Annotated in this window: 13 protein-coding genes and 1 riboswitch; of the genes, 7 read left to right on the forward strand and 6 right to left on the reverse strand. The window is 67.5% G+C overall.

Annotated elements, in window-relative coordinates:
- The first annotated feature begins 205 nt into the window (after positions 1 to 205).
- A riboswitch (yybP-ykoY riboswitch) is annotated at positions 206 to 295 on the forward strand.
- An 88-nt stretch (positions 296 to 383) separates the two neighbouring features.
- Positions 384 to 959 (forward strand): manganese efflux pump MntP, encoded by a 576-nt coding sequence (locus AC5P5R_RS12410; protein ID WP_024957786.1) that lies wholly within the window; start codon positions 384 to 386, stop codon positions 957 to 959.
- Positions 960 to 1074: 115 nt separating this feature from the next.
- On the opposite strand, the gene AC5P5R_RS12415 is transcribed toward AC5P5R_RS12410, so the two are convergent.
- Together AC5P5R_RS12415 and AC5P5R_RS12420 are read right to left on the reverse strand one after the other, a co-directional pair.
- Positions 1075 to 4521 (reverse strand): hybrid sensor histidine kinase/response regulator, encoded by a 3447-nt coding sequence (locus AC5P5R_RS12415; RefSeq protein ID WP_033835356.1) that lies wholly within the window; start codon positions 4519 to 4521, stop codon positions 1075 to 1077.
- 207 nt (positions 4522 to 4728) lie between these two features.
- Positions 4729 to 6876 carry a S46 family peptidase gene (locus AC5P5R_RS12420; RefSeq protein ID WP_100438177.1) on the reverse strand — a complete coding sequence of 716 codons (2148 nt, stop codon included), beginning with the start codon at positions 6874 to 6876 and terminating at the stop codon, positions 4729 to 4731.
- Between the two features lie 127 nt (positions 6877 to 7003).
- Between AC5P5R_RS12420 and AC5P5R_RS12425 the strand changes: the two genes are divergently transcribed.
- The 3 genes from AC5P5R_RS12425 to AC5P5R_RS12435 all read left to right on the forward strand — a co-directional run bounded on the left by AC5P5R_RS12425 (position 7004) and on the right by AC5P5R_RS12435 (position 11390).
- Positions 7004 to 8692, forward strand: a complete 1689-nt coding sequence (locus tag AC5P5R_RS12425) for a molecular chaperone HscC (protein ID WP_100438176.1) — start codon at positions 7004 to 7006, stop codon at positions 8690 to 8692.
- A gap of 305 nt (positions 8693 to 8997) precedes the next feature.
- Positions 8998 to 10146, forward strand: coding sequence for a heat-shock protein (locus tag AC5P5R_RS12430; RefSeq protein WP_172986132.1), 1149 nt, complete (start codon positions 8998 to 9000; stop codon positions 10144 to 10146).
- The gene (locus AC5P5R_RS12435) at positions 10143 to 11390 is read left to right on the forward strand and encodes a J domain-containing protein (protein WP_164281587.1); all 1248 of its coding nucleotides are present in this window, start codon (positions 10143 to 10145) and stop codon (positions 11388 to 11390) included. Before AC5P5R_RS12430 ends, AC5P5R_RS12435 begins: the two co-directional genes overlap by 4 nt.
- An 11-nt stretch (positions 11391 to 11401) precedes the next feature.
- Here the strand turns inward: AC5P5R_RS12435 and AC5P5R_RS12440 are convergent, their stop codons facing one another.
- The 4 genes from AC5P5R_RS12440 to glyQ all read right to left on the reverse strand — a co-directional run bounded on the left by AC5P5R_RS12440 (position 11402) and on the right by glyQ (position 20383).
- Positions 11402 to 15259: a translocation/assembly module TamB domain-containing protein gene (locus tag AC5P5R_RS12440; RefSeq protein ID WP_033835359.1), complete on the reverse strand. Its 3858-nt coding sequence runs from the start codon at positions 15257 to 15259 to the stop codon at positions 11402 to 11404.
- Positions 15256 to 17052, reverse strand: a complete 1797-nt coding sequence (locus tag AC5P5R_RS12445) for an autotransporter assembly complex protein TamA (RefSeq protein ID WP_080356711.1) — start codon at positions 17050 to 17052, stop codon at positions 15256 to 15258. The genes AC5P5R_RS12440 and AC5P5R_RS12445 overlap by 4 nt, the downstream gene beginning before the upstream one ends.
- A gap of 256 nt (positions 17053 to 17308) precedes the next feature.
- A complete protein-coding gene (gene glyS / locus AC5P5R_RS12450) occupies positions 17309 to 19384 on the reverse strand; it encodes a glycine--tRNA ligase subunit beta (protein WP_100438174.1) in 2076 nt (691 codons plus the stop codon).
- 87 nt (positions 19385 to 19471) lie between these two features.
- A complete protein-coding gene (glyQ, locus tag AC5P5R_RS12455) occupies positions 19472 to 20383 on the reverse strand; it encodes a glycine--tRNA ligase subunit alpha (RefSeq protein ID WP_012481649.1) in 912 nt (303 codons plus the stop codon).
- 83 nt (positions 20384 to 20466) lie between these two features.
- On the opposite strand from glyQ, the gene AC5P5R_RS12460 reads away from it, so the two are divergent.
- The 3 genes from AC5P5R_RS12460 to AC5P5R_RS12470 are packed head-to-tail and all read left to right on the forward strand — an operon-like array spanning position 20467 to position 23983.
- Positions 20467 to 22302 (forward strand): GspE/PulE family protein, encoded by a 1836-nt coding sequence (locus AC5P5R_RS12460; protein ID WP_100438173.1) that lies wholly within the window; start codon positions 20467 to 20469, stop codon positions 22300 to 22302.
- Positions 22274 to 23020, forward strand: a complete 747-nt coding sequence (locus tag AC5P5R_RS12465; protein ID WP_012481650.1) for a glutamine amidotransferase — start codon at positions 22274 to 22276, stop codon at positions 23018 to 23020. The genes AC5P5R_RS12460 and AC5P5R_RS12465 overlap by 29 nt, the downstream gene beginning before the upstream one ends.
- Before the next feature lie 51 nt (positions 23021 to 23071).
- On the forward strand, positions 23072 to 23983 hold the full coding sequence (locus tag AC5P5R_RS12470; protein ID WP_005411674.1) for a BPSS1780 family membrane protein: 912 nt from the start codon (positions 23072 to 23074) through the stop codon (positions 23981 to 23983).
- Positions 23984 to 24056: the final 73 nt, after the last annotated feature.

Genomic DNA, 24056 nt, shown 5'->3' on the forward strand with positions numbered 1-24056 from the left:
GCCTTCAGCTCCTGAAATCACCCGAAACCGCTTCGGTAGGTGCCGAGCTTGCTTGGCACGCTCTCGCCGTTGCGCATGCCGGCCAGCGGCCGGCACTACCCGGCACCGCTGCGCTCGCGATATAGCCATCGCTATACAAACCAGCCCTGCCTGCGCGTTTCGCTGGAAATGCGCCACGCGCGAATCGCGATGCTAAGCTTCGCGTCCCCTTGGGGAGTAGCCGGATTCCTTCGCAGGAATCGTCCACGTCAACATACTCGGCCAGTGCGCCGTGGCGTGGACAACCATGATGGTTGGCGAGACCAGCGGCCCGCGCGCGCAACGTCAGGTTGGGCGCGAGCGCAGGCCGTGCGTCCGTCCTGGCCCGACCTCAGCCGCTGTCCATGTCCCCCATTTCGATCCTCCTGATCGGCTTTGCCATGTCCACCGATGCCTTTGCCGCCGCGATCGGCAAGGGTGCGGCCATGCGCAGGCCGGTGTTCCGCGATGCCTTGCGTGCCGGCATCATCTTCGGCGTCATCGAGGCGATCACGCCCATCATCGGCTGGCTGCTCGGTCGCGCCGCGCTGCAGTACGTGGAAGCTTTCGACCACTGGATCGCCTTCGGCCTGCTCGGCGCGCTGGGCATCCACATGATCTACAACGGCCTGCGCCCGGACAGTGCCGAGGAAGACGAAGACCCTTCGCAGCACCACGGCTTCTGGAAGCTGGCGCTGACCGGTTTCGCCACCAGCATCGATGCGATGGCGGTGGGTATCGGCCTGGCCTTCATGGACGTGCATATCGGCGTGATGGCCGCGGTCATCGGCCTGTGCACGCTGACCATGGTCACCGTCGGCATCATGCTCGGCCGCGTGCTGGGCAGCATGGTGGGCAAGCGTGCCGAGATCATCGGTGGCGTGATCCTGGTGATCATCGGTGCGACGATCCTGTACGAGCACCTGCACGGCGTGGGGTAACGCTTCCGCGATTACGTGGTTGCCGGCCAGCGGCCGGCACTACCTGACGTCACATCCACGCATGGCGTGGATCTACTGCCAGGCCGATGAAGTGGTTGCCGGCCAGCGGCCGGCACTACTGCGCGTCGCGCAGCGCGCCGAGGAAGGCGCGCAGCGAGGCCGGCTTGATCGGCTTGGTCAGCACGCGATAGCCACGCTCGCGCGCCATCCGCTTCAGCTCGTCGCGACCATCGGCGGTCAGCAGCGCACCCGGCAGCGGGTAACCGGCGGCTTCGCGCAGGGCCACCAGCGCGTCCAGGCCATCCATGCGGTCGTGCAGGTGGTAGTCGACCAGCATCACCTGTGGTCGTTCGGCCACCTTCTCCAACGCCTGATCCACCGTCGATGCCGTGATCACCTGCACCTGCCAACGGCCGAGCAGTGCGCGCATGCCGTCGAGGATCTCCTCGTCGTTGTCCACGCACAGCACGCGCAGGCCCGCCAGCGAATCGCTGCGCACCGGCGCGGCGACGGCCTGTACCGGCGCGGCCAGTTCGGTGTAGCCCGGCAACGGTGCGACCCGCGGCAGGATGATCGAGAACATCGATCCCTTGCCGACCCGGCTGCGCGCATTGAGGCGATGGTCAAGCAGACGCGAGATGCGCTGGCAGATCGACAGGCCCAGCCCCAACCCCTGCTCACCCCAATCGAACGGTTGCTGGTAGCGGTGGAACTCGTCGAAGATCTGCCGCATGTGGTGCTCGGGAATGCCGGGCCCGGTATCCCAGACCTGCAGCTCCACTTCGTCGCCGCGCTGGCGCACGGCCAGCACGATGCGTCCCTGGCGCGTGTAGCGCAGCGCATTGGCCAGGAAGTTCTGCAGCACGCGGCGCAGCAGGCGGCGGTCACTACGCACCCATGCCGGGCGTGCGAACAGATCCAGGCGCAGGCCACGGCCGGCGGCGACCGGAGTGTACTGCGCAGCCAGTTCGCGCATCAGCGCGCTCACGTCGAACTCGCCGATCACTGGGTGCAGGCCGCCGGCGTCCAGGCGCGATACGTCCAGCAGGCCATCGAGCAGTTCTTCAGCCGCGCGCAGCGATGCATCCACGCGCTCGGCCAGGTGCTTCTGCTCATCGCTCACGTGATCGCTGTCGCGCAGCGCGGAAGCGAACAGGCGTGCGGCGTTCAGTGGCTGCAGCACGTCATGGCTGATCGCCGCCAGGAAGCGGGTCTTCGACTGCTGCGCGACCTCGGCCTCATGCGAACGCTCTGCCACGCGCTGTTCCAGCGTCTCGTTGGCTTCCAGCAGGGCCTTTTCCGCGTGCTTGTAGTCGGTGATGTCGTTGTAGCTGGTCACGTAACCGCCGCCGGGCAGCGCCTGGCCACGCATCTCGATCACCTTGCCATCGCTGCGGGTGCGCTCGAACACGTGCGGTGACCCCGCGCGCATGTAGCCGATGCGTCGGTTGATCTGCACTTCGATATCACCCTCGCCCAGCTCGCCGCGCTCGGCGTTGTAGCGGATCAGGTCGGCCACCGGGCGACCTACGTAGAGCATGCCGTCGGGGTAGCCGAACATGTCCTGGTAACGACGATTCCATGCGGTCAGGCGCATGTCCGGATCGACCACGCTGACGCCGGCGCTGATGTTCTCCAGCGTGGTCGACAGGATCTCGCGGTTGAAGCGCAGTTCCTGCCCGGCTTCGTCCAGCACCGCCACCACTTCGCCCAGGTCCATGCCCGAGCCACGCAGCAGGCTGGTCAGCAGCAGGCGCGCCGAGGCCGCACCAATCGACGCGGCCAGCAGGCGTTCGGTGAACTGCACCCACGGCCGGTCGGCCGGCGCCGAGGATTGCAGCTCGCGGCCCAGCGACTGTGCCTGCTCGAAGAACGAACGCCGCGCATGGCGCTCGCCGACCACGCGCGAGGCAAGTGCCAGCAGGTCGCCCACGTGCACATGACCGGGCCAGCCACCGGCTACCGACGGGCGCTCGGCATACGGGTCGAGGAACGGCGCGGCGCGCAGCCGCTCGTCCACACCGGGCCGCCAGCGTGCGGACACCAGCATCATCGTCGCCGCATTGACCAGCAGCGACCAGAACGTGCCATGGGTCAGCGGGTCCCAGCCGGTCATGCCGAACAGCTGCTGCGGGCGCAGCCATTCGATGCCGAACGGGCCATGCTGCACCCAGCCAGCATCGACCCAGCCGGCCATGGTCATCGCCGGCAGCAGCAGTGTGTACAGCCAGGTGGCGAAGCCCAGCAGCATGCCCACCTCGACACCACGCCGGCTCGCGCCGCGCCAGTACAGGCCGCCGATCAGCCCGGGCGCGAACTGCGCCACCGCCGCGAACGCCATCAGGCCGTACGAGGCCAGCGTGCTGTCGTTGCTGCTGGTGCGGTAGTAGCTGTACGCCATCAGCGCCAGCAGCAGGATCGCCAGGCGGCGGATCCACAGCACGCGCGAGGCAACGTCGGCGGCTTCCTGATGGTCGCCACTGCGACGCAGCAGCACCGGCATCACCAGGTCGTTGCTGACCATGGTGGCCAGCGCAATGGACGAGACGATGACCATGCCGGTGGCGGCGGAGAACCCGCCCACATAGGCGATCAGCGCCAGCGCGTTGCGGCCTTCGGCCAGCGGCAGGGCCAGCACCATCGAGTCGTCGGCGACGCTGCCGCCGGTGCCGAACAGGGTCACGCCGGCGGTGGCGATCGGCAGCACCATGCCCGAGATCAGTACCAGGTAGCCACCGAACATCCAGCGCGCGCGGCGCACGTCGCGCACGTCACCGCACTCGACCACGGCCACGTGGAACTGGCGTGGCAGGCAGATGATGGCCAGGAAGCTGAGCAGGGTCTGCGAGATGAAGCCCACCGGCGGCAGGCCGGTGAACAGCGTATGCACCGACTCGACCACCGCATCGGTGCGGTTGCTCAGCCACAGGTAGGCGAACACGCCCACGGCCAGCATCGCCAGCAGCTTGATCACCGATTCGAAGGCGATCGCCAGCATCATGCCGTGGTGGTGCTCGGTGGCGTCGACCTGGCGGGTGCCGAACAGGGTGGCGAACAGCGCCATCAGCAGCGCCACGTACAGCGCCGGATCGGTGAAGAAGCCGGTCGGGCCGCTGTTGCCGGTCAGCACCTGCAGGCTCATCGCCACCGCTTTGTACTGCAGGGCCAGGTACGGGATGATGCCGATCAGGGCGATGATCGCCACCAGTGCCGCCAACCGCCGCGAGCGGCCGAAGCGCGAGGAGATGAAATCGGCGATGGAGACCACGTTCTGGCTGCGGGCGATCAGCGCCAGGCGTTCGATGATGCGCCAGCCGAACAACAGCAGCAGCAACGGACCGATATAGATCGGCAGGTAGCCGATGCCGTTGCGCACGGCGGTACCCACCGCGCCGTAGAAGGTCCACGACGAGCAGTACACGGCCAGCGCCAGGCTGTAGACCACCGGCCGCAGCCACGGCCGGTCGGGGTACATCGGCCGACGGTCACCCCACCACGCCACGCCGAATAGCAGCGCGGCATAGGCAACCGAGACCAGCAGCAGGATCCAGCTGGAGACCACGCGTGCGTTTCCGTCGGAACAGGGTTCAGTAGATCACGACCGTTGGTCGTGAGGGTAGGTCATGGCGGTGGGTCACGACCGTTGGCCCGTCTGGTGGGTCACGACCGTTGGTCGTGACGGGGACATCCGTGCCCACTGACAGTGGGCACCTACCGGGAATCAATGGGCACCCACCAGGAAGCGGTGGGCACCTGCCAGGTACCGGCGTTATTGGGCCGGCACGCCCATTTCCTTCAGCAGCTCGGGCGCCGGGTAGACCTTGGCCAGCAGCCAGCGCAGGTAGCGCATGTCCACGTGCACGGCGCGCTTGTAGCGCGGGTCGAACCACCAGCTGGCGCTGACCGATTCCCAGTTGCTGTCGAAGTTCAGGCCGATCAGTTCGCCCTTGGCGTTGAGCACCGGCGAGCCGGAGTTGCCGCCGGTGGTATCCAGGTTGGTCAGGAAGTTGACCGTCTGGGTCTTCAGCGCCGGGTCGGCGGTGCTGCCGAAGTCACCCTTGGCAATCGCCGCCAGCAGCGGCTTGGGTGCATCGAACGGATAAGCGTTGGTGTTCTTCTCGACGATGCCGGCCACGGTGGTCACCGGCGAGTAGGTCACGCCATCGCGCGGGTGCAGCGCCTCGACCTTGCCGTAGCTGATGCGCAGGGTGCGGTTGGCATCCGGGTACACGGCGCGGCCCTGCTTGGCACGCCAGGCGAACAGCGCCTGCATGTAGGCCGGGCGCAGGCGCAGCTGCTCGCCTTCGCGGGTCTTGCTCTCGTTCTCGATGCGCAGCTGCGCGGCCACCAGCGGGCCGGCCACGGCGATCAGCGGATCGGCGGCCAGCGCCTTGCCTTCGCGTGCGGCAGCGAAGCGCGACAGGCGCTGCGCCTCGTCACCCAGCTGGGTGCCCGCATACAGGGTGTCCAGCGCCTTGGCCAGCTGCTGCGGGGTACGGCCGAAGGCCGCGTCGAACTCGGCCACGCGCTGCGCGTCCGGCAGCTGCTGGTAGCGGGTCAGCAGGGTGGTCAGCAGCGCCTTCTCGACCTCCGGTGCGTAACGGCGCTGGACCTGCTTGAGCACGCCTTCGATCATCGCTTGGTCGCGCTGCTGGTAGCCGCTTTCGCGCTGCGCGTCCGGCTTGGCCGATTCGATGCGCAGGCGCTCCAGCAGCAACGCCGAACGCAGCAGCTGGCTCTGCGCGGCCATCTGGTCCAGCAGCAGGTCACGCTCGCCCACCGCCGCGCCCTGCGACAGGTTGGCCAGCAACGCCTTGATGTCGCCCTGGTACTTGCGGTCGGTGGCAGCGAGCATCGCCGTCTCGTCGGCAGCACGCTGGGCCTTGGCGTCGCTGCGCAGCAGGCCTTCCAGCTCGCCGGCGGCGCGCTTGCGGTTGTTCTTCAGCGACTGCAGCTGCGAGGCGTAGCGGGTGCGCGCCTGTGCATCCTTGGCGCTGGCGGCCTCGATGGTGTCGATCATCTGCTGGAACACCGACACGCGGCGCGGCAGCACGGTATCGATCTGGCCAGCGAATTCGGCCGCGGTACGATGGCGGTAGGTGATGCCCGGGTAACCGGCCAGCATCGCGTAGTCGCCTTCCTTCGGGCCTTCCACCGACATCTGCAGGTGTGCCGGCGCCTGGTAGGGCACGTTGTCCTTGCTGTAGGCGGCCGGCTTGCCGTCCTTGCCCACGTAGGCGCGCAGCAGGGTGAAGTCGCCGGTGTGGCGCGGCCACATGAAGTTGTCGATCTCGTCGCCGTAGTTGCCGATCGCACGCGGCGGCGCGTACACCAGGCGCACGTCGCTCAGTTCCAGCTGGGCGATCCGGTAGAAGTCGGTGCCGTAGTACATGTTGGCCACCGAGCAGCGCACGCTGCCGTCCTTCTCGCACTCGGCCACGATCTGCTTGCTGGCCGCATCGACAGCATCGAAGTAGGCACGGCCGGTCTTGCCACGCGCCTGCGCCAGCACCTGATCGGTCACCTTGTCGAAGCCGACGGTGACCAGCACGCGGAAGTCCGGGTTGGCCGGGCGCTCGTCGGCACGGCCGTTGGCGATGAAGCCACCAGTGATCAGGTCGTGCTCGGGCGAGCTGTTGTACTGGATCACGCCCATCGCCACGTGGTGGTTGGTCAGCAGCAGGCCGTCGGCGGACACGAACGAACCGGTACCACCACCGGCGCGCACCACGGCGCTCAGCGGCGGCGCGGTGACATTGGCCAGGTCGGCCGGATTGCCCTTGAAACCTGCGGCCTGCAGCGGCTTGGCCAGCTCCGGCAGCTGCGTCGGCATCCACATGCCTTCATCGGCGTGGGCACCGGCGGCGAGGGTCAGGCCCAGGGCCAGGGCGGTGGGAAGGGCTTTGCGTGATGACATGAGGCAATCCGGTACGACTGAACAGCCCGGGACCATAGCCCGTGGGGCGCTGTCGGGCAACGCCCGATGGTCAGGGGGTCGGGGCCACTCCTACAATCGCGGTTCCCTGCACAACGGACGTCAGCAGATGATTGTTGGAATCGACCTGGGCACGACGCACTCGCTCATCGGTGTGCATTCGTCGGATGGACCGCGCCTGTTCCCCAATGCCCATGGCGAGCTGTTGACCCCGTCGGTGGTGAGCCTGGTCGATGGCGCCGTGCTGGTTGGCCAGCCAGCCCGCGACCGCCTGGTCAGCCATCCACAGCAGACCGTGGCCCACTTCAAGCGCTGGATGGGCAGCGATCGGGAAACCCGGCTGGGTGAGCGCAGTTTCCGCCCCGAGGAGCTTTCGGCCATGGTGCTGCGCTCGCTGCTGGCTGACGCCGAAGCCGCACTGGGCCACAAGGTGGAGGAGGCAGTGATCAGCGTACCGGCCTATTTCTCCGACGCCCAGCGCAAGGCTACCCGGGCAGCCGGCGAGCTGGCCGGCATCCGCGTCGAGCGCCTGATCAATGAACCCACGGCCGCCGCGCTGGCCTATGGCCTGCAGGAGCGTGACGGCGAAGGCTGCGTGCTGGTGCTGGACCTGGGCGGTGGCACCTTCGACGTCTCCATCCTGGAACTGTTCGACGGCGTGGTCGAAGTGCATGCCAGCGCCGGCGACAATTTCCTGGGCGGCGAGGATTTCCTGCAGGTACTGGTGCGGGCCTTCCATGCCGACCAGGGCACGTCCACCAGCGACCTGTCCGCTGCCGAACAGGCGCAGCTGCTGCGTCGACTGGAACTGTTCAAGCGCGAACTCAGCCTGAGCGGCGCTGCCAGCCTGCAGTTGCCCCTGGCCGGCAGCGAACGCCAGTGGCAGATGGACGAGGCGCGCTACACCCAGCTCTGCGAACCGCTGCTGCTGCGCATGCGTGGGCCCATCGAACGCGCGATCCGCGACGCCCGACTCAAGCCCGACGCGCTGGACGACATCATCCTGGTCGGCGGTGCGGTACGCATGCCGATGGTCAGCAAGCTGGCGACCCGCATGTTCGGTCGGCTTCCGCTGCGCCATATCCATCCGGACCAGGCGATTGTCTTGGGCGCCGCCGTTGCAGCGGGATTGAAGGCGCGCGACGAATCCTTGCGCGAAGTCGTGTTGACCGATGTCTGCCCCTACACGCTCGGCACGCAGGTGTCCCGCCAGGATGCTGCCGGTGGCGAACGCAGCGGCTACTTCCACCCGATCATCCAGCGCAACAGCGTGGTGCCGGTCAGCCGCGAGGATCGCTTCTACCCGCTGCACGAACGGCAGGACGCCATCCGCATCGACGTGTTCCAGGGCGAGAGCCCGACGGTGGATCGCAACATCAAGCTCGGTGAGCTGACCGTGCCGCTGACCCATTCTGTCCCGATACAGGAGCGCAGCGTCACCGCCCGCTTTACCTACGACGTGAACGGGCTGCTGCAGGTCGAAGTCACTGAGGATGCCACCGGCAAGCGCCACGAGCTCATCCTGGAACAGAATCCCGGGCTGCTGTCACCCGAAGAGATCCAGCAGCGCCTGCGCGCACTGGAAGCGCTGAAGATCCACCCGCGTGACGCCCAGCCCAACCTCGCGGTGATCGCCCGCACCGAGCGCCTGTACGAGGAACGCATCCATCACCGCGAACAGCTGCAGTCGTGGCTGAGCAGCTTCCGCCATGTGCTGGAAAGCCAGGACGCCATTGCCGTCGAGCGTCATCGCCGTCAGCTGGACGAGGCACTGGACACCCTCGAGCGCGATGCATGAGCTGGGCACTTCACGTCCTGGAGCTGGACGAAGCCGCTGACGAGCGCGCGATCAAGCGCGCCTATGCAAATCGCCTGCGGGTGACTCGACCCGACGAGGATCCCATCGCCTTCCAGCACCTGCATGAGGCCTATCAGGCGGCATTGGACTGGGTCCGCCAGGAAGCGCTGGCCAATACCGCAGACGAAGACGAACCGGCGGAGCATGCAACCGACATCGCACCCTGGCCGCCCGACGCAGACGTGGCATGGGCGCCGCCCGAAACGCGTTCGTACTCGCCTCCATGGCCACCTCGCGGCACGCCTGTGCTGCTGCGCACGGCACAAGTGGCGGAACTGGAGGGAGCGGTCCACGTATCGGGCCATGCGCACACGATCCTGCGCATGGCCCATCTGTCTTCCCCTGAAGACTTCGGCCCCTGGCTGGAGGCCACGCCGGTGCTGTGGTCGCTGCGCTACAAGCCATTGGTGGGCGACGCGCTGCTGGATGAACTGGCACGCAGTCACAACAGCGTCAGCGCAGCCAACATGGGTCTGCTGGCACGCTGCTTTGGCTGGGATGATGTACACGATGGCGTGGATCCGGACAGGCTGGCATCGATCCAGTCGCGCGGTCATCGACGCTGGGCCGCCGAGACCGGGAATGCGGCAGAGCTGTCGGCACTGCTTGAACAAGAGGGCAGCCTGCGGTTGGGGAGGATCACAGTCAGTCGTTGCCTGCGCTACCTGTCGCAGCCATGGAACCTGCGGCGATCCCTCTGGCAGGCGCAGCTGCCCGAGCACATCAGTGAAGTCAACGCGCTGCTGGATGCCATCGAGTCGGGGGGAAGCGAGCAGTTGCCCGAGGCATGGCATCCGCAGCAGATCCTGTTCTGGCGAAGTCTTGCCGACGTCTCCCGGCCCAGGCGGTGGCGCTGGCAGGTGAACGCGCTGCGTGGCGTGCTGCTGGGCGTCTGCAGCCTGTTGTTCTTCGGTGGAATCGCAGGTGTCTCGTTGGTCCAGGGAAAGGCGGGCGAAGCCTCGATATTCGTCCAGATGGGGGCGCTCCTGGGCCTGCTGCTGGCGGTGATGGGAGTACTGTGGGTGCCTGTTCGCTGGGCGCTGCGCCAACTTACGCTTGACCTCACTCATCGGCGTGCAGGGCTGCTGCTGGCCCTACCTGCGCCGTTGATGGCGATCGGCAGCCTGGTTCTTGTCCATGGCCTGGGCCACCGCATGGAGGGTACGCTGCTGATCTTCATGGCACTGCCCTTGGCGACTGCGCGCCTGTGGCGACGCGTCGGTGCCCGGATGCGATTCGGAGTCCGCCACGGCGTGTTCATGGTACTTGCCATGCTGATCGCCGAAGCAGGCATCGTTCTCACCCTGCTGCAGTGGGGCGCCGAGTTCGTGCACCGCGCGCGTCGTCACGCGCCGATTGACCGGCTTCCGCCGGCCTCTGGAAACACTGCGTGAACCGGGCGCTGGACGCTCTCGGGCTCGACGCCAGCGCCGACGAACGGGCGATCAAGCGCGCCTACGCGCAGAGACTGCGCGCGGCGCGCCCGGACGAAGACCCGGTGGCATTCCAGACGCTGCACGAGGCTTACCAGGAAGCGCTGCGGTGGATAAGCAACCGTGCGCAGTGGCAGGAGGAAAGCAGTGCAGAAGCGCTGGCGACCACGCCTGCGAACAACAGCCCGCCCGAGCCACTGGCGCCGTACGACAGCCATTCGCCGATGGACCACATGCCGGAGCTGCATCATCCATGCACGCTCGACACCGACATGCCGGACGATGTGGTGGAGCCATCATTGAACCTGCCCCGGTTTGCGCGCCTGCTGATCAACACCGCCGGCGACACCGACCCGGCCAGCTTCGAGCACTGGCTGGCCGGGCGTCCGGAGCTGTGGTCATTGGCCGACAGGCCACGTATCGGTGACGTGGTCCTGCAGCAGCTGCTGCACCAGGGCGGCCCGCTGTGCGAGTCCAATTTCGATCTGCTCGGTCGATACTTCTGCTGGGATGAGATCCGGGCTGATATCGATCCCTACCGGGTCCGTGCACGACGCAGCCAACTGCATCGCCACTGGCAGCTGCAGCCGCGCAACCATGCGGCCCTCACCACAGCACTGGACCGACCGCAGGATCGGGTGTCCCCCCATGAAGCCCGTGCCCGCGTGGAACGCTTGACCCGGCCGTGGCACTGGCTGCAATCGCTGCTGTCGTCCTGCGTGCCCGGGCGCGCAGGCACCATGCGGCGCACGATGCAGCATCTGGGGGTGCATACCGTCCGCGACACGCTGGCGCCACTGGACGCGGATCAGGTCGCCTTCTGGCTGGCGATATCGCAGCCCAGGCGCTTCAACATCCCGAAGTTGCAGGTCGCGATTGTCCGCTGCCTGCTGGGCGCGCTGATCGTACTGGCGGTTCTGGCGGTGCTGGCACTACTGGGTGATGCCGTGCGACCACGTGCGCTCAACACGTTCGGCATGAAACGCGCGGCAATCCATGCCTCGGTGGTCATCGTGTCCGGCGCCCTCATGCTGGCGCACTTCGTGGGGTGGACTCCATCGCGAACGGCGTCCGCGCCAACACCGGCCGAACCACCGTCGCCGCTCGATGGGCAAGGCGTGCTCACGCACGGGCCTCGTCCGCGCAGGCCTGCTCCCTCATTCGCAGTCGTGAGCCAGCTGGACCCTGGCACCGGCAACGGTTGAATGGCGGCGGGTTATTTCTCCCGCCGCCAGTTGATCGACCCACGGTTTTCCACCGTGCTCGACTCCACTTCCACGTCGAAGCCACGACGCAGCAGGTACTTCAGCGTGATCACCGAACCGGCACCGACCAGCGACACGCCGTAGCCGACGTACAGCTTGGGCGAGATGTACTTGCCGACGCCAATCACCGAGCCGCCCAGCGCGCGCGACTGGCTCACGCCGGCATCGTCCAGGCCCAGCTTGGCGCCCAGCTGCGACGCCAGCAGGCCGCTGCCAGCCGAGAGCGCCGCCGAGGCCGCGTTGACCTGCTGGGCCTGGTCGCTGCTGGCACCGGTCAGGCTGCGCCCCAGCACCAGGTAGGCCAGTGCCTCGGACTGCGACATCGCCGGCTCGGACCACACGTCCGCGCGCGGCTGCTGTGCACGCCCGGTCACGTCGATGCCGGCGGTGACATCACCGATCCGGCGCTCGGCACGGATGTTGATGCGCGGGTCGGACACCGCGTTGTAGTTCCAGGTGAGGTTGCCACGGGTGATGGTCAGGTCCTGCCCGTATGCCTTGTAGCGACCACTCACTTCCAGGCCACCATTGGCGGTCATTTCGCGGCCAGGCTTGGCCCAGACCTGCATCTTGCCGGTCAGCGCGCCCTTCAGGCCGAAGCCGGTCATCTTGACCTTGTCGCCAAGGCTGACGGTCAGGTCCATGTCCAGCGGCGAGGTGCGCGACTCTTCCGGGTCGGCCGGGTCCAGCACCACCACGTCCTCGGACACCGAGGTGCCACGATCCAGGCGTTCGAGATCGATGTCGGCCTCGGGCACGTGCACGGTGCCGCGCAGCTCCATCGCCGCCTTGGCCAAGGTGAAGTCGAGGTTGGGGTTGGCGACGATGCGCAGCTCGCTGGTGTTGGACAGCAGCACGTTCTCGCCGTGGATCTTCAGCTGCAGCGGCTGCGCATCACCAAACCACGACAGGCCACCATCCACGTACAGCGTGCCCTGGCCCGAGTTGGCCTGCGCGGTGATCTTTGCCGAACCGTCGGGCTGGGCCACGAAGCTGCCCTTGCCCTGGTCGAAGGTCAGGCCCAGCGCGGGGAATTCGCCCTTGAAGTTGCTCAGCTGGGCGTCACCGCCCAGCGATGGCTGGCCGCGCGTACCGCGCAGGCTGACGTGGCCCTCGATCAGGCCGGTCGGGCGCACGATGTCCGGCGAGAACAGCTCCAGCCAGTACAGCCGCGACATGTTGAGGTAGAGCTCGCCGTTCAGCGGCGCACTGGCCTCCCAGCCGGTCTGCATCCTGGCATCGACGAAGCCGTTGCCCTGGAAGCCCATGCCCAGGTAGCCCTTGATGCTGGCCGGGGTCATGTCGAGCTTGAGCGAGAACTGGTCATAACGCACCAGCTCGCCGCGGGTGGTATCCCCCACGGTGTTGCGGTTCTCGCCCAGGCGCACGCCGCCTTCCTTCGAGCGCACCTCTACATGGCCTTCCCAGGCATTGCCGCGCGGGCGGATCTGCGCGTCCAGGCTGACATCGCCACGCAGGTAGATGCGGCGGCCGGACTGCGGCGGCAGCCACGGCTGCACCAGCGCCAGCGGCAGCGCATCACTGCGCACCACCAGGCCCTCACGCGGCCAGTTGGCCTGTGCGCACAGCGCGCCGCTGCTGGCCGCGGCCAGGCAGGCTTCGGACAGGGTGTAGGTGCTGCCGTTGATTGCGAACGCCGCCGGTGCACGCAACGACCAGGCATCGCCCTTCACCGGTGCGATGCGCAGCGACGCCAGTTCGCCGCGCCACTGCGCGCCCTGCTGGCGGACGCTGCCCTGCAGCTCGATCGCGCCCATCTCGTTGCGGGTCTGCGCGGCCAGGCGCAGGTTGGAGACACTGCCCTGCGCATCCACGTTCAAGCGTTCCAGCAGCATGCCGGCGTTGACCTGCTGGCCCTGCACCGCCAGCGTGCCGCTGTCGCCGCGCCATGGCAGGTGGCCCTTGATGCTCACGCTCTCGGCGCCGTAGCCGTCCCAGTTGAGGTTGTTGCCGACCAGGTCGGCGGTGATGTCCGGCGCATCGCGCGGGCCCTTCACCTGTACCTGTCCACGCAGGCCGCCATCGGCGCCGGGCAGCAGATCGCTCAGCTGCAGCGGTTCGAAACGCGCGTCGATGTCGAGGCGGTCGCCGACCTTGCCCGACGCGGTCACCCGGCTGCTGCCCAGCGACAGCTTCAGGTCGCCCTGGCCCTGCGCGCCCTGCAACGCGAACTTGCCCTGTGCGTCGAGATTGCGCTGGCGCAGGATGCCCTTCAGCGACGGCAGGTCGACGGTGGCTTCCAGCGTGCCGGCCGTGCCCGGCGGCGCGTTTGCCGGCGGCGGCAGCTGGCGGCCCTTGGAGGCCAGGTTGCCGGACAGGCGGCCGTTCCAGCCCGGCACGAAATAGCCGGGGTCGAAGTCCTTCAGCGTGGCCTTGGCATCCCAGTCCAGCTGCGGTGCCCACGCCACCTGGCCTTCCACCTGCAGCTGCCCACCCGGCGTCTGCGCCTGCAGCTGGTGGATCGACGCGGCCTGGTCATTGCCGCGTACGTCGAACTGCAGTTGTGCCTTCTGCTTTTCGCGTTCGACATCGGCACGGCCGATCGCGGCCCACGCCTTCAAGGTACCGGCCAGGCCGAAGCGCGCTTCCTTCAGGGTGACCGGCACCGGTGCGCTGCCGGCCGTGTTCGGATCGGGCGCCGGCACGTAGGTCAGGTCATGGGCGACCACCGAGAAATTGAGTTTCTGCTGGTCTTCCTGGCTGAAGTCGGCGGTGCCTTCCAGCCGTGCCTCACCGCCAAGCCCTTTCACCAGCAGGGGCGACACCTTCAGCACCTGGTCCTGCAGCGACACCACCGACGGTGCCAGCTCCAGCTCCTGATCACCCTGCTTCACCTTGCCACGCAGGTTGGCGTTGCCGCCCTTGCCAGCCGCGGTGAAGTCCAGTGCGAGTGGTGCGATCGCCGAGCTGGCCAGTGCCGGCGACAGCAGCGCCAGATCCAGTTCGTCGCTGCGGATGCTGGCGCTCCAGCTCGGATCGGTGCGGCCATCGAACACCAGCATCGCGTGCAGCGGCTTCGGCGCGCGCCCGGCTACGGCCACTTCCATGTGCGCCAGGTCACCGCGTGCCACCAGCCCCACCGTCGCTGCGGTACGGCCACGCGGGGCCGGCAACACTGCGGTGACGGTCACGTCGGTGTCGTAGTCCTTGGCCGGTATGTAGCGGCCCTGGGCGGTGAAGTTGCCCATGTCGCTGTCCACGACCAGTTTGTGCGCCTGGAACTCGCCATTGGCGATCTCGATGCCACCACGCACACGGCTGATGTCGATCACCGGCTCGTTGGCCTGGCTGATGCGGAAGCCGTCGATGGCAATGGCATCGGCCTGGATCGCCAGCGGCATTTCGATCTGCGGCAGCGAATCGGGCCACGACGGCAGCTTGAACGGCTCGTCACTCTTGGCCAGGTTCAGCGTCGCGTTGGTCAGCTCCAGCTTGTCCAGCAGCAGCTTGCGGCCCAGCAGCGGGCGCAGGTCCGGCTCCAGGTGCGCGCGCTCGGCGTGGAAATGGATGTCGTCGTAGCGGAAGTCGACGTTGTACAGGGTCAGCGGACCGGCCACCGGGCCGTCCACCTTGTCCCAGGTGAAGCTGGCGCCCACCGGCAGCCGCGCCACCACCTGTGCCAGCAGCACATCGCGGCCGGCCACGGTCTGCAGCAGCCAGTACACCGCCAGCAACGCCAGCAGCACCAGGCCGATCACGCCCACGCCGGACCACGCCCAGAAGCGGCGGCGGCGGTAGAAACGCACGCGCGGCGGCGGCGTGTTCGGGGTGGGTGCGGGCGTGCTCACAGGTCCGCTCCGATGTTGAGGTAAAGCTGGAACTGCGAATCCGGGTTGTTCAGGCCATGCGCGATATCCACGCGCACCGGGCCCACCGGCGATTTCCAGCGCACGCCGAAGCCGACGCCGGTGTGCAGATCAATGGTGTTGTCGAATGCGCTGCCGGTATCGACGAACACCGCCGCGCCCCACGGGCCGCCATTGAAGTAGTGCTCGTACTCGGCCGAGCCGATCACCAGGTTCTTGGCGCCCAGCGCGTATTTGTCGGGTTTGGGTGTGCGCGGGCCGACTTCGCGGTAGGCGTAACCGCGGATGCTGCGGTCACCGCCCGCGAAGTAGCGCAGGCTCGGCGGCATCGCCACCAGATCGCTGGTCCAGGTGGTACCCCCCTCGCCGCGCAGGATCAGGCGGTTGCTTTCACCCACCGGGATGTACCAGCGCAGCACGGCGTTGGCCTGCACGAAGCTGGTGTCCGAGCCGGCACCTTCAACGCCGGCACGCATCGTCGCAGTACCGCTGATGCCCTTGCGCGGGAACATCTCGTCGTCGACGTTGACGTAGTCTGCAACCATCTGCGGGTACACCAGCGTCGAGGTGTTGTAGACGGCATCGGTGAATTCAGTGCCGGAGGCATAGCGCCAACGCTCGCGCAGTGCGTTGATCGAGGCGATCGCGGTCCAGTGCTCGTTGATCTCGCCGCTGCGGCTGGCGATCAGCTTGAAGTTGCGCAGGTCGATGTAATCGGTCTGCTCGTCATACGCACTGGCGGCGAAGGTATACCAGCCGTCAAGCCAGTTGAAGGCGGGGATGCGGTAGCTGGTCACCAGGCTCTTGCGCTTCTGCGCATAGTCCAGCTGCGTGTTCATCTTGTGCCCGCGGTTGTTCAGGAACCGCCGCTCGATGCCGCCGCGCACACCCGGGCCACTCTCGCTGCCGTAGCTCAGACCCGCGGTATAGATGGTGCGCTTGGCGCGGGTCAGCTTCACATCCACCGGCACTTCGCCGTTGGCATCGGCCTGGTCGGGCCGTGGCTGGATGTCGATCACGCTGAAGTAGTCCAGCTTGGTCAGCGACTCGCGCAGCCGGTCCAGCTTGCCCTCGTGGAAGTAGCTGCCCTGTTCCCAGTACACCAGCGGGTCGAACAGCTTGTCGACGAAGTAATCCTGCTCGAAACGCACCGGCCCCATGTTGTAGCGGCGGCCGCTGTCCCAGGTCAGGTCGATGTCGGCTGCGTTGTCGGCGCGGGTGATCTGTACCTGGCGCTGGGTGTAGTCGGCATCGAAGTAGCCACGCTCGGCCAGGCGACGGGTGATGGTGATCTTGCTGGCTTCGTACTGCGTGTGCTCGAAGCGCTGGCCCTTGCGGGGCTTGAATGCGGCCAGGTCGTCCTGCAGGTACTGGTCATACATCGCCGGCCCGGTGATGTCGATGTGCTCACGGCGCACGGTCACCGGGGTGCCCTTGTCGACATGGATCAGCACCCGCACATGCTCGTCCTCGCGCGGCGCCTCGACCTTGATCACCGGGTTGTAGTACCCGAAGGGTTCCAGTGCCTGGCGGGTCTGCCGCTCGGCCTGTGACAGCAGGTACTCCAGGCGCGATTCGCCCTGTTCCTTGCCGATCGTGTCGTACAGCGACAGCGATTCCTGGATGTTCTCGATGATCGCGGCGTCGTCGCCCTTGTCCAATCCCTTGATGTCCACCTTGTCGATGGTGCCGCGCGCGTTGGCCACGGAGGTGGCGGCCAGCGACAGGACCATCAGCGGCAGGGCGTATTTCTTTGGCTGCATGCGGCACAGCATACCGACCGAAGGTGACGATGCGAAATGCATCACGTCATTCGGGATCGGTTGTTAAGTGGCGGTCAAAATACGCGCCTTTGTGGCGATCCTCGTGATCGCAGGCGAGGATGCCGGCATCGTGCGCGATGCCGGCGATGACCCCGATGGACATCCGCCGACGGTGTTCCGGTAGTGCCGGCCGCTGGCCGGCAATCCACAGGTCGATGCGATGCGCGGTGGCAATGCCGGCCAGCGGCCGGCACTACCGATACGGGCATCAGCTCGACAGATGCTCGATCGCTGCCACCTTGCCCAGGCGCTCGCCCAGCATCGTCAGCAGCGCCAGGCGGTTGCCACGCAGCGCCGGATCTTCCGCATTGACCATCACGCCATCGAAGAACGCGTCGACCTGCGGGCGCAGGCGGGCCAAGCGCGCCAGCACCGCCACGTAATCCTTCTGATGCAGGCTGGCGCCGGTGTCGTCGATGGCCGCAGTGACCGCTTCAGCCAGCGCGCGCTCGGCGTCTTCCTGCAGCAGCGCCGGGTCGATCTGGGCCGGAATGTCGCCTTCAGCCTTGCGGAGGATGTTGCGGATGCGCTTGTTGGCCGCAGCCAGCGCCTCGGCTTCCGGCAGCGCGGCGAAGGTGCCGATCGCGTCCAGGCGGCGGTCGAAGTCATACAGCGAGACAGGCTTCAGTTCGGCCACCGCATTGAAGTGCGTGGCTGGCACGTTCTTGTCGCCGTAGTAACCCTTCAGGCGGTCGAGGATGAAGTCGTACAGCTCGCCGACGTCGGCCTGCACGTTGCGTGCGGCCAGGCCGGCGTTGGCGCTGGCCAGCAGTGCGCGCAGGTCCAGCTCGAAGCCGCTTTCGATGATCGTGCGGGCCAGGCCCAGCGCGTTGCGGCGCAGGGCGAACGGGTCCTTGTTGCCGGTCGGCTTCAGGCCTGCGGCGAAGCCACCGGCCAGCGTGTCGACGCGCTCGGCAATCGCCAGCACCTTGCCCAGCGGCGACAGCGCGATGTCATCACCACCGAAGCGCGGCTGGTAGGCCTCGTCGATGGCCAGCGCCACCTCGGCCGATTCGCCACCGGCCACGGCGTAGTGGCGGCCGGCGATGCCCTGCAGCTCCGGGAACTCGTTGACCATGCGCGACTGCAGGTCGTTCTTGGCCAGTTCGGCAGCCCGCCTGGCCTGCGCGGCATCGGCACCGACCTGGGGTGCGATCACTTCGGCCAATGCAGCCACGCGCGCCACCTTGTCGGCCACGCTGCCCAGCTTGGCCTGGTAGGTCACCGTCTTCAGCCCCTCACCCATCGACACCAGGCCCTGCTTCAGGTCCTCGTCGAAGAAGAACTTGGCATCGGCGAAACGCGGACGGATCACCCGCTCGTAGCCCTTGGCCACTTCGGCCACGTTCTTCGATTCGATGTTGGCGATGCCGATGAACTTCTCGGTCAGCGTGCCTGCGGCATCCAGCACCGGGAAGAACTTCTGGTTGATCTCCATCGTCTCGATCAGCGCTTCCTGCGGCACCGCCAGGAACGCGGGCTCGAAGCTGCACAGCACCGCCGACGGCCATTCGACCAGGTTCACCACCTGCTCCAGGTTGTCGTCGGTGATGCGGGCGTTGCCACCGGCCTTGGCCGCAGCGGCCTCGACCTCGGCGACGATGCGCGCGCGGCGCTCGCTCGGGTCGACCAGCACGAACGCGGCGCGCAGCGCTTCAACGTAGTCCTGCGGCTGCGCCAGCGACACCGCCTGGTCATGGTGGAAGCGATGGCCACGGCTGACGCGGCCGGCCTGCAGGCCGAACAGTTCGGCCTCGACCACGTTGGCGCCGTGCAGCAGCACCAGCCAGTGCACCGGGCGCGCGAAGCCCCAGGCGTGGTCGCCCCAGCGCATCGGCTTGGGAATCGGCATCGCCGCGATCGCCTCGCGCAGGATCTCCGGCAGCAGGCTGGCGGTGCTCGCGCCCGGGGTCACCGCGCGGTGCACGAAGCGCTCACCCTTGTTGTCGGTGGTCTTCTCCAGCGCGGTCCAGTCGATCCCGGCCTTGGCGGCGAAGCCCTGCAACGCCTTGGTCGGCTGGCCTTCGGCGTCCAGCGCAATGTTCAGGTACGGGCCCAGCACTTCGCTGTGCTGCTCCGGCTGTTCCAGGCCGACGCCCGGCAGCAGCACGGCCAGTCGGCGCGGGGTCGACAGCGGGCGCGCATCGCCCAGTTCCAGCGCGACGCCGCGCTTGCGCAGGCCTTCGACGACACCGTCGAAGAACGCCTGGGCCAGGCCCGGCAGCGCCTTGACCGGCAGTTCCTCGGTGCCCAGTTCGATCAGCAGGGGGGACAGTTGGCTCATCGGTTCGATCCTGTGGTGGGGGCGCAGCGCGCAACGCGTCCGGCGCCCCGGGTAGTTGATGAAAAGCGGGTCGGTGCGGGAGGGCCGTCAGGCCTTCTTCGCGCCCGGGAAGCCCAGCTTCTCGCGCTGCTCGTAGTACGCCCTGGCCACCGCCTGGGCCAGCGCGCGCACGCGCAGGATGTAGCGCTGGCGCTCGGTCACGCTGATCGCACGGCGCGCATCCAGCAGGTTGAAGGTGTGGCTGGCCTTCATCACCTGCTCGTAGGCCGGCAGCGGCAGGTTCACTTCCACCAGCTTCTGCGCCTCACGCTCGCAGGCGTCGAAACGGTGGAACATTTCTTCCACGTCGGCGTATTCGAAGTTGTAGGTGCTCTGCTCCACCTCGTTCTGGTGGTAGACGTCACCGTAGGTCACCGGCTGGCCGTCCGGGCCGTAGGTCCAGATCAGGTCGTAGACGTTGTCGCAGTTCTGCAGGTACATGCACAGGCGCTCGAGACCGTAGGTGATCTCGCCCAGCACCGGGCGGCATTCCAGGCCACCGGCCTGCTGGAAGTAGGTGAACTGGGTCACTTCCATGCCATTGAGCCAGACTTCCCAGCCCAGGCCCCACGCGCCCAGCGTCGGCGATTCCCAGTTGTCCTCGACGAAGCGCAGGTCGTGCACCAGCGGGTCGATGCCCAGTGCCTTCAGCGAATCCAGGTACAACTGCTGGATGTTGTCCGGCGCCGGCTTCATCGCCACCTGGTACTGGTAGTAGCGCTGCAGGCGGTTCGGGTTCTCACCGTAACGGCCATCGGTCGGGCGCCGCGACGGCTGCACGTAGGCCGCATTCCAGCCTTCCGGACCGATCGCACGCAGGAAGGTGGCCGGGTGGAAGGTACCGGCGCCCACCTCCAGGTCGAGCGGCTGGATGAGCACGCAGCCCTGCTGGGCCCAGAACTGGTTCAGGGTCTGGATCAGGCCCTGGAAGGTGATCGGAACGGTCGGGGTCGCGGACATGCGTACGAGTCTTGGCCGGCAAGGGGGTGCGCTAGTATAACGGCCGACCTGCGGGGCATTCCGTACCCGGGAGGAGCAGGCAGATGGAACATCGGCTGCCGGCAGGCACGCCCGGCGAGGCGGACGGCGCCCCGCTGCCCTGGGGACGGCTGCATTTCGAGCAGATTGCCGCGGCCCTGACCGCCGATGGACTCGTGGCCGAGCAGGACCGCGAGCGCATGCGGTTTTCCGCACAGGGCGCGCGCAACGCCAGTGAAGTGCATCCGCTGGTACTGCTGTCCAACCTCAAGCTGGCCGCCACCAGCGGCGGCGAACTGACCCTGGAACGCCTGACCGAGTGGCTGGCGCAGCGCACCGGCAGCCGCTACCTGCGCATTGACCCGACGCGGGTGGACGTCGCTGCGGTGACCGCGCTTGTGTCGCATGCCTACGCCCGCCGCCACCGCTTCCTGCCGCTGGCGGTGGATGCCGAGCGCGTGCTGGTAGCCACCAGCGAGCCGCTGGTGCAGGAATGGCGTCGTGACCTGCAGCACCTGACCCGCCGCCGCATCGAGCTGGCGGTGGTCAACCCGCTGGACCTGCACCGTTACACCATGGAGTTCTACGGGGTGACCCGCTCGGTGCGCGGCGCCCGTGGCGATGTGCGCGGCGAGGCCAGCACCACCCTGCCCAGCTTCGAGCAGCTGGTGGAGCTGGGCCGCACCGGCGACGTCAATGCCGACGACCAGCACATCGTGCACATCGTCGACTGGCTGCTGCAGTACGCCTACGAACAGCGCGCCTCGGACATCCACCTGGAGCCGCGCCGCGAGATGGGGCGCATGCGCTTCCGCATCGACGGCGTGCTGCACAAGGTGTTCGAAGTACCGCCGGCGGTGATGACCGCCGTGGTCAGCCGCATCAAGGTGCTGGGCCGCATGGACCTGGCCGAGCGCCGGCGCCCGCAGGATGGCCGCATCAAGACCCGCTCGCCGGGTGGCCGCGAGGTCGAGATGCGCCTGTCGACCATGCCCACCGCCTTCGGCGAGAAGTGCGTGATGCGCATCTTCGACCCGGATGCCGCGTTCAAGAGCATCGACCAGCTCGGTTTCAGCCCGCAGGAGGCCGCCGGCTGGAATGCGCTGGTCGAGCGCCCGCACGGCATCGTGCTGGTCACCGGCCCGACCGGCTCGGGCAAGACCACCACCCTGTATTCCACGCTGAAGCGGCTGGCCACGCCGGACGTGAACGTGTGCACGGTGGAGGACCCGATCGAGATGATCGCGCCCGAGTTCAACCAGATGCAGGTGCAGGCCAACATCGACCTGGACTTCGCCAGCGGCGTGCGCACCCTGCTGCGGCAGGACCCGGACATCATCATGATCGGCGAGATCCGCGACCTGGAGACCGCACAGATGGCGGTGCAGGCCTCGCTGACCGGCCACCTGGTGCTGTCCACCCTGCATACCAACGACGCGCCCTCGGCGGTCACCCGCCTGCTCGACCTGGGCGTGCCGCATTACCTGCTGGCCAGCACCCTCAACGGCATCCTCGCCCAGCGCCTGGTGCGCACGCTGTGCCCGCACTGCAAGCAGCCGCACAGCCTCGGCGCCGCCGATTGGGCGGTGCTGGCTGATAGCCATGCTGCATATTCAGATGCCGCCACGCCCTGTCGGCCGGTCGGTTGCCTGGAATGCCGGCGCACCGGATTCCTCGGCCGCATCGGCCTGTATGAGTTGCTGCCATTGGGTTCGCGGCTGCGCGGGCAGATCCGCGCCGACATGGACCTGGCCGGTTTCACCCGTGCCGCGCGGGCTGAAGGGCTGCGAACCCTGCGCCAGGCCGGGCTTGAAAAGGTGGCGCAGGGGCTGACTACAATCGAGGAAGTCCTGTCAGTGCTGCCGCCCCCGGATGAACCCAGCCCCGTTCCTGATCCTTGAAACCGGCCGACCGGTGCCGTCATTGCGCCGCTACGGGCGCTTTCCGCACTGGATCCGCGTCGCCGCCGGGCTGGAAGAACACGAGACGGTGGTGGTCGATGTCGAGCACGGTGGCGCCCTGCCCGACCCTCATGCCTTCGCCGGCGTGCTGGTGACCGGCTCGGCCGCCTTCGTCACCGACCATGCCGACTGGAGCGAGCGCAGCGCCGCGTGGCTGCGCCAGACCGCCCACGACGACCTGCCGGTATTCGGCATCTGCTACGGCCATCAGCTGCTGGCACATGCGCTGGGTGGCGAGGTGGCCTACAACCCGGCCGGCCGCGAGTCCGGCACGATCGAACTGGAACTGCAGCCGCAGGCGGCGCAGGACCCGCTGTTCCAGGGCCTGCCGCAGCACTTTGCCGCCCATGCCACCCATCTGCAGACCGTGCTGCGCGCGCCCGATGGTGCCGAGGTGCTGGCCCGTTCACCGCTGGATGGCTGCCATGCCTTCCGCTGGGGCCGCCAGGCCTGGGGCGTGCAGTTCCATCCGGAGTTCGCCACCCACCACATGCGTGGCTACGTGCGTGCCCGCGCCGACTGCATCGGCCGCCATGGCGGCTGCGCCCGCAGCATCGAGCGCGCGGTCAGCGCCGCGCCGCTGGCCCGCCAGCTGTTGCGGCGCTTCGTCCGCCAGGCACGGCTGTCTTCAGCCCAGCCGGTGGCAAAACAGGGATAATCGGCGGCACGGGCAGCCGCCCGTCCCCCTTCCTGTCCTTCCCGGATGTCCATGAAAGAGATTCGCAAGCTGCCGGCTTCGGCGGGCGCCCAGTGGTTGCTGGATACGTTCTCGCTGTACCGGCGTGCGCCGCTGCAGCTGGCCCGGATCGGCCTGACCTGGCTGCTGGTGAGCTGGGTGGTCACGCTGTTGTCGACGCTGATTCCCGGCGCTGCCGGCATGGCCGTGCAGCTTATGACGCTGGCCATTTCGCCGATCATGTTCGGCGGCATGTTGTACGCCGTGGGCGAGATCGATGAAGGCCGCCCGGGCCTGGCCTCGCACCTGCTGCAGCCGATCCGCGACCACCGCGTCAGCCACCTGCTGGTGCCGCTGGCGATCCAGGTGCTGGCGGTGCTGCTGCTGGGCGCGCTGCTGTTCCTGATGATCGGCCGCGAGGGCTTCACCGCCTTCAGCGAGGTCATGACCAAGATGGAAGAGATCAGCCGCAGTGGCCAGCAGATCAAGCCGGATGATGCGGCCGCGCTGGTCGCCAATCTGCCGGCCAAGCGCATCGCGCTGTGGATGCTGCTGGTGTTCCTGAGCGCGGTGGCGCTGTCGCTGGCAATGTTCACCCAGCCGGCGCTGGTGGTGTTCGACAAGCAGAGCGGCATGCATGCGCTGCGCCTGAGCCTGCAGGGCTGCATCGAGAACATCGGCGCGATGATCGTGTTCGCCGCGCTCGGCCTGATCGCCGCGTTCTGCATGTACATCCTGTTCGTGATCGTGATCCAGATCGCGATGCTGATCGGCGGCCCGCTGGCCGCCGCCTTCATCGCCCAGCTGGTGCTGACCACGGTGCTGATGCCGCTGTATGTCGGCGCGGTCTACGCCGCATGGAAGCAGATGTTCGTGCACCGCGGCAGCCGCGCGGCGCCGCCGATTCCGACCACGCCGACCTCGAGCGACGTGTTCCACGCCTGACCAGAACGCAGGTAGATCCACGCCATGCGTGGATAGAAAAGGGGACGGAGGGGATTAAGTCGTTAAAGGCAAA

It is taken from the genome of Stenotrophomonas sp. YJH_SMC_19 (genome assembly GCF_059367915.1).

What these genes read in the sequence shown, in the direction of transcription:
- AC5P5R_RS12410 (WP_024957786.1), top strand. Translation starts at nt 384, where the DNA reads ATGTCCCCCATTTCGATCCTCCTGATCGGCTTTGCCATGTCCACCGAT.
- AC5P5R_RS12420 (WP_100438177.1), bottom strand. Translation starts at nt 6,876, where the DNA reads ATGTCATCACGCAAAGCCCTTCCCACCGCCCTGGCCCTGGGCCTGACC.
- AC5P5R_RS12425 (WP_100438176.1), top strand. Translation starts at nt 7,004, where the DNA reads ATGATTGTTGGAATCGACCTGGGCACGACGCACTCGCTCATCGGTGTG.
- AC5P5R_RS12445 (WP_080356711.1), bottom strand. Translation starts at nt 17,052, where the DNA reads ATGCTGTGCCGCATGCAGCCAAAGAAATACGCCCTGCCGCTGATGGTC.
- glyS (WP_100438174.1), bottom strand. Translation starts at nt 19,384, where the DNA reads ATGAGCCAACTGTCCCCCCTGCTGATCGAACTGGGCACCGAGGAACTG.
- glyQ (WP_012481649.1), bottom strand. Translation starts at nt 20,383, where the DNA reads ATGTCCGCGACCCCGACCGTTCCGATCACCTTCCAGGGCCTGATCCAG.
- AC5P5R_RS12460 (WP_100438173.1), top strand. Translation starts at nt 20,467, where the DNA reads ATGGAACATCGGCTGCCGGCAGGCACGCCCGGCGAGGCGGACGGCGCC.
- AC5P5R_RS12465 (WP_012481650.1), top strand. Translation starts at nt 22,274, where the DNA reads ATGAACCCAGCCCCGTTCCTGATCCTTGAAACCGGCCGACCGGTGCCG.
- AC5P5R_RS12470 (WP_005411674.1), top strand. Translation starts at nt 23,072, where the DNA reads ATGAAAGAGATTCGCAAGCTGCCGGCTTCGGCGGGCGCCCAGTGGTTG.